9 protein-coding genes are annotated in these 13,452 nt (G+C 65.5%); 7 read left to right on the top strand and 2 right to left on the bottom strand.

Features of this window, described 5'->3' with window-relative positions; genetic code table 11:
- Nucleotides 1-184: 184 nt before the first annotated feature.
- A complete protein-coding gene (gene aat / locus H8A95_RS27400) occupies nucleotides 185-865 on the bottom strand; it encodes a leucyl/phenylalanyl-tRNA--protein transferase (protein ID WP_229186038.1) in 681 nt (226 codons plus the stop codon).
- A gap of 245 nt (nucleotides 866-1,110) precedes the next feature.
- On the opposite strand from aat, the gene H8A95_RS27395 reads away from it, so the two are divergent.
- From H8A95_RS27395 to H8A95_RS27365, 7 genes are all read left to right on the top strand, one after another.
- Nucleotides 1,111-2,556 (top strand): DASS family sodium-coupled anion symporter, encoded by a 1,446-nt coding sequence (locus H8A95_RS27395; RefSeq protein ID WP_229186037.1) that lies wholly within the window; start codon nucleotides 1,111-1,113, stop codon nucleotides 2,554-2,556.
- A 179-nt stretch (nucleotides 2,557-2,735) separates the two neighbouring features.
- Nucleotides 2,736-4,076 carry an MdtA/MuxA family multidrug efflux RND transporter periplasmic adaptor subunit gene (locus tag H8A95_RS27390; RefSeq protein ID WP_229186036.1) on the top strand — a complete coding sequence of 447 codons (1,341 nt, stop codon included), beginning with the start codon at nucleotides 2,736-2,738 and terminating at the stop codon, nucleotides 4,074-4,076.
- Nucleotides 4,073-7,180 (top strand): MdtB/MuxB family multidrug efflux RND transporter permease subunit, encoded by a 3,108-nt coding sequence (locus tag H8A95_RS27385; protein WP_229186035.1) that lies wholly within the window; start codon nucleotides 4,073-4,075, stop codon nucleotides 7,178-7,180. Before H8A95_RS27390 ends, H8A95_RS27385 begins: the two co-directional genes overlap by 4 nt.
- A 3-nt stretch (nucleotides 7,181-7,183) precedes the next feature.
- Entirely contained in the window at nucleotides 7,184-10,468 is a 3,285-nt protein-coding gene (locus H8A95_RS27380; protein WP_229186034.1) for an efflux RND transporter permease subunit, read from the top strand.
- Nucleotides 10,469-11,941 (top strand): efflux transporter outer membrane subunit, encoded by a 1,473-nt coding sequence (locus tag H8A95_RS27375; protein ID WP_420839462.1) that lies wholly within the window; start codon nucleotides 10,469-10,471, stop codon nucleotides 11,939-11,941.
- Nucleotides 11,942-11,949: 8 nt separating this feature from the next.
- Nucleotides 11,950-12,261, top strand: a complete 312-nt coding sequence (locus H8A95_RS27370; protein ID WP_229186032.1) for a hypothetical protein — start codon at nucleotides 11,950-11,952, stop codon at nucleotides 12,259-12,261.
- Nucleotides 12,262-12,271: 10 nt separating this feature from the next.
- Nucleotides 12,272-12,607, top strand: coding sequence for a BA14K family protein (locus H8A95_RS27365; RefSeq protein ID WP_229186031.1), 336 nt, complete (start codon nucleotides 12,272-12,274; stop codon nucleotides 12,605-12,607).
- 81 nt (nucleotides 12,608-12,688) lie between these two features.
- Here H8A95_RS27365 and H8A95_RS27360 read toward each other — a convergent pair whose 3' ends face one another.
- Nucleotides 12,689-13,366 (bottom strand): hypothetical protein, encoded by a 678-nt coding sequence (locus H8A95_RS27360; protein WP_229186030.1) that lies wholly within the window; start codon nucleotides 13,364-13,366, stop codon nucleotides 12,689-12,691.
- Nucleotides 13,367-13,452 lie beyond the last annotated feature (86 nt).

Genomic DNA, 13,452 nt, shown 5'->3' with positions numbered 1-13,452 from the left:
CCCAGAAGCGCGCGCCGCCGAAGCAGGCCGCACCGCGTCCGCCGCCGCAGCCGCTGCCGCAATACCAGCAGCAGCCGCCACCTCCGCCGGCCCAGCAACAGCAGCGGCCGGGCGGGTTGTTCGGCGGATTGTTCGGGAATTGATTGAGCAGCCCGGATCGAGCGAGAGCGCGATCCGGGCTAATTCAATTGCGCTCGGCGATGATCGCCAGCGCGTCGGCGCCCTTGACCGGCTGCGTGGTGTCGAGCTTGCGGAAATCCGCGGGCGCGCCTGATATCGCCTTGTCGAGCAGCGCGCGATAGCGGCGTCGCGAGATTTCGACCGCGCCGAACGTCTTCAGATGCTCGGTCACATATTGCGTGTCGAGCAGCTCGAATCCGCCGGCGATCAACCGTGCCACCAGATGCACCAGCGCGACCTTCGATGCATCGCGTTCGGTGTGAAACATGCTTTCGCCGAAGAAGGCGCGACCGAGGCTGACGCCGTAGAGGCCGCCGACCAGATTGTCGTCCTGCCAGACCTCGACGCTGTGGCAATGGCCCGACGCGTGCAGCCCGACATAGAGATCGCGGATGCGCTTGTTGATCCAGGTGTCGTCGCGGCCAGGCTGCGGCGCCGCGCAACCGGCGATTACGGCCTTGAACGCGGTATCGACGGTGACCGTGAACAGGTCCGAGCGCACGGTGCGCGCCAGGCGGGAGGCGACACGGAAGCCGTCGAACGGAATCACGCCGCGCAATTCGGGCTCGACCCAGAACAGGGTCGGATCGTCGGCGCTCTCCGCCATCGGGAAGATGCCGCAGGCATAGGCGCGCAGCAGCACCTCGGGCGTGATCTCGGAGGAGGCGGAGTCGCGAGCCGTCATCCCCCGAGGATAGCAAACCACGGCCGGTCTTGCGATGGGGCCCGCGATCACGGTCGCGACGTGTTGACGAAATGCGCCGGTTCCTCCACAAGCCGCGCCATTCGGCCGCAGCCACCCGAGACGGACTGCGCGGCCGTGCTACATTGCAACAAAAAGATGGCGCCGCCGCCGGGACTTGTCGGGGACTTGTCGGGGACTTGGCGGCTTGCGCGCCCGACAATCAAAACACGTGAGGGGGACGCTGCATGAAGTCGTCATGGCGGACGTTTGCGCCGTTGCTGGTCTGGCTGGTGATCTATCTGGTGCCAGTGCCATCGGGGCTGAACGCCAATCAGTGGCACTATTTTGCGGTGTTCGCCGCCGTCATCACCGGACTGATCCTCGAATCGATGCCGGTCGGTGCGGTGGGCCTGATCGGCCTGACGGTTGCCGGCGTCGGCGGCTATGTCGAGCCCGATCCGAACAAGTCGCTGCGCTGGATGCTCGCTGGCTTTTCCGAGAGCACGGTGTGGCTGATCGTCGGCGCCTTCGTGTTCTCGATCGGTTACCGCAAGAGCGGGCTCGGCCGCCGGCTGGCGCTGCTGCTGGTGCGGGGGCTGGGCCGCCGCACTATCGGGCTCGGCTATGCGGTGGCGTTCTCCGATCTCGTGCTGGCGCCGGCGACGCCGTCCAACACCGCGCGCTCGGGCGGCACCATCTATCCGATCGTCAGCAACATCCCGCGCATCTATGGCTCCGAGCCCGGGCCGACCGCGGGCAAGATCGGCACCTTCGTGATGTGGACGGCGTTTGCGACCACCGCCGTCACCAGCTCGCTGTTCCTGACCGCGCTGGCGCCGAACGCCGCCGCGCTGTCGATCGCCAAGAAGCTCGTCAATATCGAGGTCGGCTGGTCGCAATGGTTCATCGGCTTCGCGCCGCTCGGTATCCTCTTGCTGCTGCTGGTGCCGCTGCTCAGCTACGTCATATGTCGGCCCGAGATCAAGGAGAGCCCGGAGATCGTGACCTGGAGCGAGGGCGAGCTCGCCAAGATGGGGCCGCCGTCGCGGCACGAATGGATCATGGCGGTGCTGGTGCTGCTCGCGATGTTCCTCTGGATCTGCGGCTCCAATCCCAATATCAGCGTGCCGCTGCTCGGCTCGAACTTTATCAACGCGACCACGGTGGTGTTCGTCGTGATCTCGCTGATGCTGCTGTCAGGCGTGATCGCCTTCGAGGACATCGTCGCCGAGAAGAGCGCGTGGGAGGTATTCTTCTATTTCACCTCGCTGCTCACGCTGTCGTCGGGCCTCAACGAGATCGGCTTCATCAAATGGGTGGCCGAGGGCTATGCGAAGCCGCTCGCGGGTACGTCGCCGCTGGTCGGGATGATCCTGCTCGTCACCTTCTTCTTCTGGATCCACTATTTCTTCTCGAGCATCACCTCGCATACCGCCGCCGTGCTGCCGGTGGTGCTCGCCGTCGGCTCCAGCATTCCCGGCCTGTCGGTGCAGACCCTGATGCTGCTGTGCGTCTATTCGCTCGGGCTGATGGGCGTGATCTCGCCCTACGCCACGGGACCGGCGCCGATGTATTACGGCAGCGGCTATATCGGCAAAGGCGACTTCTGGAAATTCGGGCTGATATTCGGCCTGATCTACTTTGCCGGATTGTTGCTGATCGTGTTGCCCTGGTTACAGACGATCGGGTAAAATAGCCACAATCCAGCGTGAAACAGCGCTCGACCGGGAAGGAGGGGCCATCCTTTCCGATTCTTAACGCGCTTTGTCAGACGGAAGCGATCAAAATGCTTCCTCGAATGTGGCGCGCGCGGATTCTAGGGGACACATAGAGCCGCGCGAGCTCGTTCGTGTTTCTTCGTGGGCAAGTTATGGACCAGCATGTAAAAGACCCGTCGATCGTGGCGCCCGAGCAAACCAGGCGGCCGTCGCGTTGGCGAGGGTTTCTGACCGGATGTCTCGTGCTGGCGGTGCTTGCCGGCATCGTCTGGTGGACGCGGCAACAGGCCGCGCCGCCGCAGGCCGGCGGCGGGCGCAATGCCGGGCCGATGTCGATCGTGCCGGAGACCATCGGCAAGGGCGATATCGGCGTCAGCCTGAATGCGCTCGGCACCGTGACGTCGCTCGCGACCGTGACGATCCGGAGCCAGATCAGCGGCTACCTGATGAAGATCGATTTCAAGGAGGGCGACGAGGTCAAGAAGGGCGACCTGATCGCCGAGATCGATTCGCGCCCCTATGAGGCGACGCTGGCGCAGGCCAAGGGCACGCTGGCGCGCGACGAGGCGCAACTGAAGGGCGCCCAGGTCGATCTCACGCGCTATCAGGGCCTCGCCACCCAGAACGCTGTGCCGCACCAGACGCTCGATACCCAGGTCGCGCTGGTCGCGCAGTATCAGGGCACGGTGGAAGCCGACCGCGCCGCGGTGAAGTCGGCCGAAGTGAACCTGCAATATTGTCACATCGTGTCGCCCATCAATGGGCGCGTCGGACTGCGCCAGGTCGACCTCGGCAATTACGTGACGCCGGGCGACACCAACGGCCTCGTCGTGATTACGCAGCTCGAGCCGATCAGCGTGCTGTTCACGCTGCCGGAGGACAATCTGCAGGCGGTCGCCAAGCGGTTGAAGGAAGGCGCCGTGCTGCCGACGGCGGCCTATGACCGCAGCGGCGCCAACAAGCTCGCCGAAGGATCGCTGCAGACCTTCGACAGCCAGATCGATGCGACCACCGGCACGATCAAGCTGCGCGCCCAGTTCGAGAACGAGAAGCGGACGCTGTATCCGAACCAGTTCGTCAACATCCGCCTGCTGCTCGATACCCACAAGGATGCCACCACGATGTCGACCGCCGGCATCCAGCGCGGCGTCCCCGGCACCTTCGTCTATCTCGTCAACGCCGACAGCACGGTGTCGGTACGGCCGGTCAAGATCGGCGTCACCGATGGCGACCGCGTCGAGGTGCTATCGGGGTTGGTGCCCGGCGATCGCATCGTGATCGACGGCGCCGACAAGCTGCGCGAGGGCGCAAAGGTGGTGGTGCGCTCAGCCGGCGATACCACGAACCCGGCCGCCGCAGCCAAGGGCGCCGCGAACGGGGCTTCCAAGGGTGACGTCAGGGGAGACGCCAAGGGTGACAGCAAGGATGGCGCCGATCCCGACAAGGCGGGAGGCGGCAACCACAAGCGTTCCGAGGACGGGCAGAAGAAATGAACCCGTCGCGGCCATTCATCCTGCGGCCGGTGGCGACGACCCTGATGATGATCGCCATCATGCTGTCGGGCATGCTGGCGTTCAGATTCCTGCCCGTCGCGGCCCTGCCTGAGGTCGACTATCCGACCATCCAGGTGCAGACCTTCTATCCGGGCGCCAGTCCGGACGTGATGACCTCGTCGGTGACGGCGCCGCTCGAGGTGCAGTTCGGCCAGATGCCGAATCTGAACCAGATGAGCTCGGTGAGCTCCGCAGGCTCGTCCGTCATCACGCTGCAATTCGGCCTGTCGATCTCGCTCGACGTCGCCGAGCAGGAGGTGCAGGCCGCGATCAACGCGGCGGGCAACCTGTTGCCGTCGGACCTGCCGGCGCCGCCGATCTACGCCAAGGTCAATCCGGCCGACGCACCGATCCTGACGCTTGGCCTGAGCTCGAAGACCATGCCGCTGACGCAGGTGCAGGATTTCGTCGACACGCGGCTGGCGCAGAAGATCTCGCAGCTGCCCGGCGTCGGCCTCGTCAGCATCAGCGGCGGCCAGCGGCCCGCGGTGCGCATCCAGGCCGACATCCGCAAGCTTGCGGCCTACGGCCTCAACATCGACGATCTCCGCACCACGCTCGGCAACGCCAACGTCAACACGCCGAAGGGCAATTTCGACGGCGCGATGCGGTCCTACACCATCAACGCCAACGACCAGATCCGGAATGCCAGCGACTACCGCTCGCTGATCATCGCCTACAAGAACGGCTCGCCGGTCCGCCTCAGCGATGTCGGCAACGTCGTCGACGGCGCGCAGAACGACAAGCTCGGCGCCTGGATGAACGAGACGCCGGCGATCATCCTGAACATCCAGCGCCAGCCCGGGGCCAACGTGATCTCGGTGGTGCAGGGCATCAAGGATCTGCTGCCGCAGTTGCAGGCGACGCTGCCGGCCGCGATCGACCTCAACATCCTGACCGACCGTACCGTGACGATCCGGGCCTCGGTCCGCGACGTCGAATACGAGCTGTCGCTCGCGGTCGTGCTGGTCGTGCTCGTGATCTTCGTGTTCCTGCGCTCGACCCGCGCCACGCTGATCCCGAGCCTCTCGGTGCCGCTCTCGCTGGTCGGCACGCTCGGGGCGATGTATCTGTTCGGCTTCAGCCTCAACAATCTGTCGCTGATGGCGCTGACGATCGCGACCGGTTTCGTGGTCGACGATGCCATCGTCGTGATCGAGAACATCTCGCGCTATATCGAGGAGGGCGAACCGCCGCTCGAGGCGGCTTTGCGCGGCTCCGAGCAGATCGGCTTCACCATCATCTCGCTGACGGTATCGCTGATCGCGGTGCTGATCCCGCTGTTGTTCATGGGCGACGTCGTCGGCCGCCTGTTCCGCGAATTCGCCATCACACTGTCGGTCACGATCCTGATCTCCGCCGTGGTGTCGCTGACCTTGGTGCCGATGGCCTGCGCAAAGCTCCTGAAGCCGGAGAGCATGGCGCGCGAGAACACCTTCCAGCGGCTCAGCCGGGTCGGGTTCGATCATGTCATCGCGATCTACGCCCGGATGCTCAACTGGGTGCTGGATCGCCAGACGCTGGTGCTGCTGGTCGCGCTCGCCACCTTTGGCCTCACGGCGCTGCTCTATGTCGTCATCCCGAAGGGCTTCTTCCCGGTGCAGGACACCGGCGTGATCCAGGCGATCTCGGAGGCGCCGCAATCCGTGTCCTATGCGGCGATGGCGGAGCGGCAGCAGCGGCTCGCCAGCGCGATACTGAAAGATCCAGACGTCGAGAGCCTGTCGTCCTTCATCGGCGTCGACGGCACCAACACCACGCTCAACAGCGGCCGCATCCTGATCAATCTGAAGCCGCGTGAGCAGCGCAAGGCCGGCGTCGCGACGGTGATGGACCGGATCAAGGCGAGCACGGCTGCGCTGACCGGCATCACGCTCTATATGCAGCCGGTGCAGGATCTTACCATCGAAGGCACGGTGAGCCGGACGCAGTACCAGTTCATCCTGCAGGACGCCGATCCGAACGAGCTTGCGGAATGGACGCCGAAGCTGGTCGACAAGCTCAGGCAATTGCCCGAGCTCAGCGACGTCACCAGCGATATCTTCGCGCAGGGGCTCTCGGTGTTCGTCGACATCGACCGCGACCAGGCGGCGCGGTTCGGCATCACGCCGGCGACGATCGACAACGCGCTGTACGATTCCTATGGCCAGCGCATCGTCTCCACCGTCTTCACCAATTCGAACCAGTACCGTGTCATCCTCGAGGCCGATCCGTCGCTGCAGAATTCGCTGGATTCTCTGTCCTCGATCTACCTGCCGTCATCGGTGGGCTCGACCCCGGTGCCGCTGTCGGTCATGGCCAGGATGCGGGTCGAGACCGCGCCGCTGCAGGTCTCGCATCTCGGCCAGTTCCCGTCGGCAACGGTCTCGTTCAATCTTGCCCCGGGTGCCTCGCTCGGCGGGGCGGTGACCGCGATCAAGCAGGCGCAGGCCGACATCAACCAGCCGCTCGGCATGATCACGAGCTTCCAGGGCGCGGCACTGGCGTTCCAGTCCTCGCTCGCCAACCAGCTGTTCCTGATCCTGGCCGCGATCATCACCGTCTATATCGTGCTCGGCGTGCTCTATGAGAGTTTCATCCACCCGCTGACCATCCTCTCGACGCTGCCGTCGGCCGGCATCGGCGCATTGCTGGCGCTGATGATGGCGGGGCAGGACCTCACGATCATTGCGATCATCGGCATCATCCTGCTGATCGGCATCGTGAAGAAGAATGCGATCATGATGATCGACTTCGCGCTCGATGCCGAACGCAACGAGGGCAAGCCGCCGCGCGAGGCGATCTACCAGGCCTGCCTGCTGCGCTTCCGGCCGATCATCATGACGACGATGGCGGCTGTCCTCGGCGCGCTGCCGCTGATGCTCGGCAGCGGCGCCGGATCCGAGCTGCGGCATCCGCTCGGCATCTCCATCGTCGGCGGCCTCCTGGTGAGCCAGATGCTGACGCTGTTCACGACGCCGGTGATCTATCTCTGGTTCGATCGCCTCGCGCTGCGGTTTGCCGGGCGGGCGGACGAGGTCGGCGAGGCGAGCGGGTCGCGTTGAGCCATGGATCCGTCAGCGCCCTTCATCCGCCGGCCGGTCGCAACCACGCTGGTGACCTTCGGGCTTGCGGCGGCCGGCATTGTCGCGTTCTTCAAGCTGCCGGTGTCGCCGCTGCCGCAGGTGGATTTCCCGACCATCTCGGTGCAGGCAACATTGCCCGGGGCCAGCCCGCAGGACGTCGCGACCACGGTCGCCAGCCCGCTTGAACGGCATCTCGGCCAGATCGCCGACGTCACCGAGATGACGTCGTCGAGCTCGGTCGGCTCGACCCGGATCACGCTGCAGTTCGGGTTGAACCGCGACATCAACGGCGCGGCGCGCGACGTGCAGGCCGCGATCAACGCGGCGCGCGCCGATCTGCCGACCAGCCTGCGCAGCAACCCGACCTACCGCAAAGTCAATCCGGCCGATGCGCCGATCCTGATCCTGACGCTGACGTCGGACACGCTGACGCGCGGCGACCTCTACGACGCCGCCTCCACGGTGCTGGCGCAGAAGCTGTCGCAGGTCGAGGGCATCGGCGAGGTCGTGGTGGGCGGCAGCTCGCTGCCCGCCGTCCGCGTCGATCTGATCCCGCAGGCGGTCTACAAATACGGCATCGGTCTGGAAGATGTTCGTGCGGCGTTGTCCAGCGCCAACGCCCACAGCCCCAAGGGCGGCATCGATGTCGGCGACCAGCGCTACCAGGTCTACGCCAACGACCAGGCCAACAAGGCCGATGACTACAAGTCGCTGATCGTGGCCTATCGCAACGGCGCGCCGGTTCATCTTTCCGACATCGGCGAGGTGGCCGACGGCGTCGAGAACCTGCGCAATTCCGGGCTCGCCAACGGCAAGCCCGCGGTGCTGATCATCCTCTACCGCCAGCCGAACGCCAACATCATCTCGACGGTCGATCTGGTGAAGGGGCTGATGCCGCAGTTGCAGGCATCGGTGTCGCCGGCGATCGACATCGGCCTCGCGGTGGATCGTTCGACGACGATCCGCACTTCGCTCAGGGACGTCGAACGGACGCTCGTCCTGGCCGTGCTGCTGGTCATCATCGTGGTGTTCGCGTTCCTGCGCAATCTGCGCGCCACCTTCATTCCGGTGGTGGCGGTGTCGGTGTCGCTGGTCGCGACCTTCGGGGCGATGTACCTGATCGGCTACAGCCTCGACAATCTGTCGCTGATGGCGCTGACGGTCGCGACCGGCTTCGTGGTCGACGATGCCATCGTGGTGCTGGAGAACGTCACCCGCTACATCGAGGAGGGCCTGAGCCCGTTCGAGGCGGCATTGAAGGGCGCCAACGAGGTCGGCTTCACCGTGCTGTCGATGAGCATCTCGCTGATCGCGGTGTTCATCCCGATCCTGTTGATGGCCGGTATCGTCGGGCGGCTGTTCCGCGAATTCGCGATGACGATCTCGATCTCGATCCTGATCTCGCTTGCGGTCTCGCTGGCGACCACCCCGATGATGTGCGCCGTGTTGCTCAAGCCGGACAGCGGCGGCCACGGCCGGCTGTATTGGGCCAGCGAGCGCTTCTTCGAGGCGATGCTGAATTTCTACCGCAAGACGCTCAGCGCGGCGCTGGAGCATCCGCTGTCGGTGATGCTGGTGCTGGCGGCGGTGTTCGGCCTCAACTTCTATCTCTACGACGTGATTCCGAAAGGCTTCTTCCCGCAACAGGACACCGGGCGGCTGGTCGGTTCGATCCAGGCCGACCAGAGCGTATCGTTCCAGCTGATGCAGCAGAAGCTTGCGCAGTTCGTCGGCATCATCAAGCGCGATCCGGCGGTGGAGACCGTGGTCGGCTTCACCGGCGGCGGGCAGACCAATTCCGGATTCGTGTTCGTCTCGTTGCGCCCGCTCGACCAGCGCAAGATCGGCGCCGACGGCGTGATCTCACGGCTGCGCCGGGAGATGGCGGTGGTGCCCGGCGCGAGCCTGTTCCTGCAGGCGGTGCAGGATATCAGGGTCGGGGGCAGGGCCTCGAACGCGCAGTATCAGTACACGCTGCAGGGATCGACGCTGGAAGAGCTCAACGAATGGACGCCGAAGATCGCGGCGGCCTTGCAGCGCGATGCGAACCTTGCCGACGTCAACAGCGACCAGCAGAACAAGGGCCTGGAGTCCGATCTCGTGATCGACCGCGATGCCGCGGCCCGGCTCAGCATCACGGTCAGCCAGATCGACAACACCCTCTACGACGCCTTCGGCCAGCGTCAGGTGTCAACCATCTATGTCGCGCGCAACCAGTACCACGTCATCATGGAGGTCGCGCCGCGCTACTGGCAGAACCCGGAGACGCTGAAGGACGTCTATATCAGCACGTCGGGCGGATCGGTCGGCGGCTCGCAATCGACCAACGCGGTGGCGGGCACCGTGGTGGCGCCGGGAACCTCGAGCGCGGCCAGTTCAGCCAATGCCCAGGCCGCGCGCAATCAGGCCACCAATTCGATCGGCTCGACCGGGAAGGGCGCGGCCTCAACCGGATCGGCGGTCTCGACCAACAGCGAGACCATGATCCCGCTGTCGGCGGTCGCGGCGTTCAAGCAGGGCGCGACACCGCTTGCGGTCAATCACCAGGGCCTCCTGGTCGCCAACACCATCTCGTTCAACCTGCCACCGAACGTCTCGCTGAGCACCGCGGTCAGCAGCGTCGAGGCGACGATGAACCGGATCGGCGTCCCGGCCACGATCCGCGGCACGTTCCAGGGCTCGGCGAAGGCGTACCAGGATTCGCTCGACAACCAGCCGTTCCTGATCCTGGCCGCGATCATCACGATCTACATCGTGCTGGGGGTGCTCTATGAGAGCTACGTCCACCCGCTGACCATCTTGTCCACATTGCCCTCCGCAGGTGTGGGCGCCTTGCTGGCGCTGATGGCATTCAAGACCGAGTTCAGTATCATGGCGCTGATCGGCGTCATCCTGCTGATCGGCATTGTGAAGAAGAACGCCATCATGATGATCGACTTCGCGCTGGAGGCGGAACGCAAGCGCGGGCTGGAGCCGCTCGAGGCGATCCGAGAGGCCTGCCTGCTGCGCTTCCGTCCGATCATGATGACGACGATGGCCGCGCTGCTCGGCGCCGTCCCGCTGGCGATCGGCATGGGCGACGGCGGCGAGCTGCGGCAGCCGCTCGGCATCGCCATCGTCGGCGGCCTGATCCTGAGCCAGGTCCTGACGCTCTACACGACGCCGGTCATCTACCTCTATCTCGACCGGTTCCGCCTGTGGGCCCTGCGCGTTCGCCGTGGCGGCGCCGTGCGGATGCCGGGCTCCTCACTTCAACCGGGCGAGTAAATGCCGACAGGTGCAGCGTTGCGAAATTTTCGGAAGTTGCAGAAACCGGCCCGGTTTCTGCGCGTGGCGGCGTTCGGCGGCCTCAGCCTTGGTTTGTCGGGATGCATCCCCGGGCTTGAGAAGCCCGAGCTCAGTCTCGAGGTGCCGGCGAGCTATCGGGCCGCGGCGAAGGGCGATGCTGACGCGGCCGTTCCGGCGCTCGCCTGGTGGCGCGGCTTCCGCTCGCCCGAGCTGACCGGGCTGATGGAGTCCGCGCAGCTCTATAATCTCGATATCGCGGTGGCGATCGCCCAGATCGTGCAGGCCGACGCGCAGGCCGGCGTGTCCGGCGCCGCGCTGCTGCCGTCGATCTCGGGATCGGCGAATGCCGAGCGTCAGCGAGTGGCCACGGGATCGAGTTCATCGCTTGGTGGAGGCACCACCTTCTCGCAGTTCAGTCTCGGGCTGAGCGCGAGCTACATCGTGGATTTCTGGGGCAAGAACCGCGCGACGCTGTCGGCGTCGGAGGAGAGCGCGACGGTTTCCCGCTACAATCGCGAAGTGGTCGCGCTGACCACGATGGCGACAGTGGCCAACACCTATTTCCAGGTGCTGGCGGCGCAGGACCAGATCAAGGCCACCCGCCGCAATCTGGCGGCGGCCGAGCGCATCCTCGCTCTGATCAAGTCGCAATTCGCCGGCGGCACCGCCTCGCAACTCGATCTGTCGCAGCAGGAGGCGCTGGTCGCCACGCAGCGCGCGGCGATCCCGCCGCTCGAGGTGACGCTGGGGCAGAACACCGCCGCGCTCGCGGTGCTGGTGGCGCGTGCGCCAGCCGATTTCAATGTGCGCGGCGGCAGCACCACGCAGATCGCGGTGCCGCGCATCACGCCGGGAATGCCGTCGGAATTGCTCTACCAGCGGCCCGACGTCCGTCAGGCCGAGGCACAGCTCGCGTCGTCCAATTTCAGCGTCGATGCGGCGCGCGCCGCGTTCTTCCCGCAGATCCAGTTGACCGGGACCACGGGCTTCCAGAGCGCGGCGCTGGTCTCGCTGTTCGCGCCGGGCGCCTGGTACTACACGCTGGCCGCCGGGCTGACCCAGCCGCTGTTCGACGGTTTCCTGCTGGAGAGCCAGTTCAAGCTCGCCAAGGGCCAGCAATTGCAGTACCTGCAGGCCTATCGCAAGGCGGTGCTGTCGGCCTTCGCTGACGTTGAGAAGGCGCTGATCGCGCTGCAGAAGTATACGTTGCAGGAGCGGTTGCAGTCCGAGGTCGTCGCCGCCTCGCGCAAGGCGTTCGAGGTCGCCGAGACGCAGCTGCGCGGCGGCACGGTCAATCTCATCACGGTGCTTCAGACGCAGCAGACGCTGTTCACGGCCGAAAACAATCTGGTCACGGTGCGGCTCAACAAGCTGCTCGCGGCCAGCAGCCTGTTCCAGGCGCTCGGCGGCGGCTGGACACCCGCCGGGACGCTTGCGGCGGCGGCGCAATGAGGTCGGCCATGCAGCGCTTCCTGACACTGTTCGTTATTGCCCTCGTCGTCGCGCTGGGTGCGCCGGCCGGCACGGCCCGCGCGCAGCAGCGGCCGCCCAACAGCGTTCCGCTCGCCTTCGGCATGAGTGTCGACCAGGCCAGCCAGTCGCTGGGCGTTTCCCTGAATTACGTTCGCGGCACGCCGGGCAATGAGTTGTTCGTCGCGCTGCCCAATGTCAGGGGCAGCGTGCTGTCGCGGCGCAGCGACGGGCTCTATCTGCAATTCGGCAAGGGACGCCTGATCGCCTGGAAGGGCGATTGGGGGACCATTCCGCAATGAGGGCTTTGCCATGACCGCCATCATCAGAGGACTGATCGCCTGCGCCGCCATCGCGCTCAGCGCGGCGGCTGCGTCGGGCCAGGAAGCGGCCCGGCCGCTGCGTTACGGCAGCACCGGCGGTGCCTATTTCGACGGCAGGAACGACGACCGCGATTTCCGCAGTAACGGCTCGTTTCCCGGCAGCTTTGCCGCCAATCCCTTCAGCGCGGGTTTCGGCGCGGCGGGCCTGTTCGGCTCGACGCCATATCACTCGGCGCGGCCGTATCCGTCGCAGGTGACCTTTGGTGCGCCGTGTCAGGATTGCCGTCCGTATCGCACGCGGCGGCACCGCGATCGGCACGATTGATGCGTCAGGGGGAGGCGCGCGTCTCAAGGGCTTGACGTGTTTTCTTCACGCGAACCGGTGCCCACTTCGCTCGAAAACGCTTTAGCCCTTGCGCAAGAGATCGTCGATGATGCGCGGCTTCATCCAGCCGGCCTTGTCGATGATTTCCCTGCGCAGCGTATCCTTTTCCATCTCATACTGTTCGTGCGGGATGTCGCGCCCGCCGGTGGCGGCGATTCCGAACGTCTCGAGCAGCGCGTTGTGCCGCGCCTTCCACTCGGTCACATGCTCGATCATGATTTGCGTCACGGCCGGAAGGAAGCCGGGATGGCCGGCCAGGCCGCATGACTCCGTGGTCTGCGGATCGCCCGCCAGCATGATCACGTTCCACTCGTCGTAGCCGATCAGATCCATCTGGCCGTAGAGAAACCCGCCATGCGGCCCATCCCAGATCTTCTGGTCGATGACCAGGAACGGCACCGCGTTGCAGTGGCCGTGGCGCGCCGTCATGTCGCGGTTGAAGGTCTCGGTGCGCTCTTGCAGCCGTTTGTTGGCCGCAGCGAACACGGCGAGCCGATTGTCCGCCGTCGGCACGATGCTGGCGGCGTCATCAGGCGCGAAGCCGGCATCGCGCAGCATCGACCCGATCCGTGGATCATCCCACTGCTTCTTGTGAAAGGCAGGCGCCGCGCCGTCGGCGCCCTGTGCCGGACGCTCGGCCTCCTTGAGCTCGCCCGAGGCTTCCTGCTTCTTTCCGAAAACCACCCTGCGACCGAACATCGCGTGCGTTCCTGGCAAGCTGGGTGCAAAGCATGGCAAACAATGCCCAGATTTGTCTTAACCGGGTCCGGGCGGCTGGCTGCGAT

The organism is Bradyrhizobium oropedii (assembly GCF_020889685.1).
GTDB lineage: Bacteria > Pseudomonadota > Alphaproteobacteria > Rhizobiales > Xanthobacteraceae > Bradyrhizobium > Bradyrhizobium oropedii.
This window is presented reverse-complemented; position numbering and strand designations above follow the sequence as displayed.

Excerpts from the sequence above, each read along its gene's own strand:
- H8A95_RS27385 (WP_229186035.1), top strand. The coding sequence starts at position 4,073 with ATGAACCCGTCGCGGCCATTCATCCTGCGGCCGGTGGCGACGACCCTG.
- aat (WP_229186038.1), bottom strand. The coding sequence starts at position 865 with ATGACGGCTCGCGACTCCGCCTCCTCCGAGATCACGCCCGAGGTGCTG.
- H8A95_RS27365 (WP_229186031.1), top strand. The coding sequence starts at position 12,272 with ATGACCGCCATCATCAGAGGACTGATCGCCTGCGCCGCCATCGCGCTC.
- H8A95_RS27375 (WP_420839462.1), top strand. The coding sequence starts at position 10,469 with ATGCCGACAGGTGCAGCGTTGCGAAATTTTCGGAAGTTGCAGAAACCG.
- H8A95_RS27395 (WP_229186037.1), top strand. The coding sequence starts at position 1,111 with ATGAAGTCGTCATGGCGGACGTTTGCGCCGTTGCTGGTCTGGCTGGTG.
- H8A95_RS27380 (WP_229186034.1), top strand. The coding sequence starts at position 7,184 with ATGGATCCGTCAGCGCCCTTCATCCGCCGGCCGGTCGCAACCACGCTG.
- H8A95_RS27360 (WP_229186030.1), bottom strand. The coding sequence starts at position 13,366 with ATGTTCGGTCGCAGGGTGGTTTTCGGAAAGAAGCAGGAAGCCTCGGGC.
- H8A95_RS27390 (WP_229186036.1), top strand. The coding sequence starts at position 2,736 with ATGGACCAGCATGTAAAAGACCCGTCGATCGTGGCGCCCGAGCAAACC.
- H8A95_RS27370 (WP_229186032.1), top strand. The coding sequence starts at position 11,950 with ATGCAGCGCTTCCTGACACTGTTCGTTATTGCCCTCGTCGTCGCGCTG.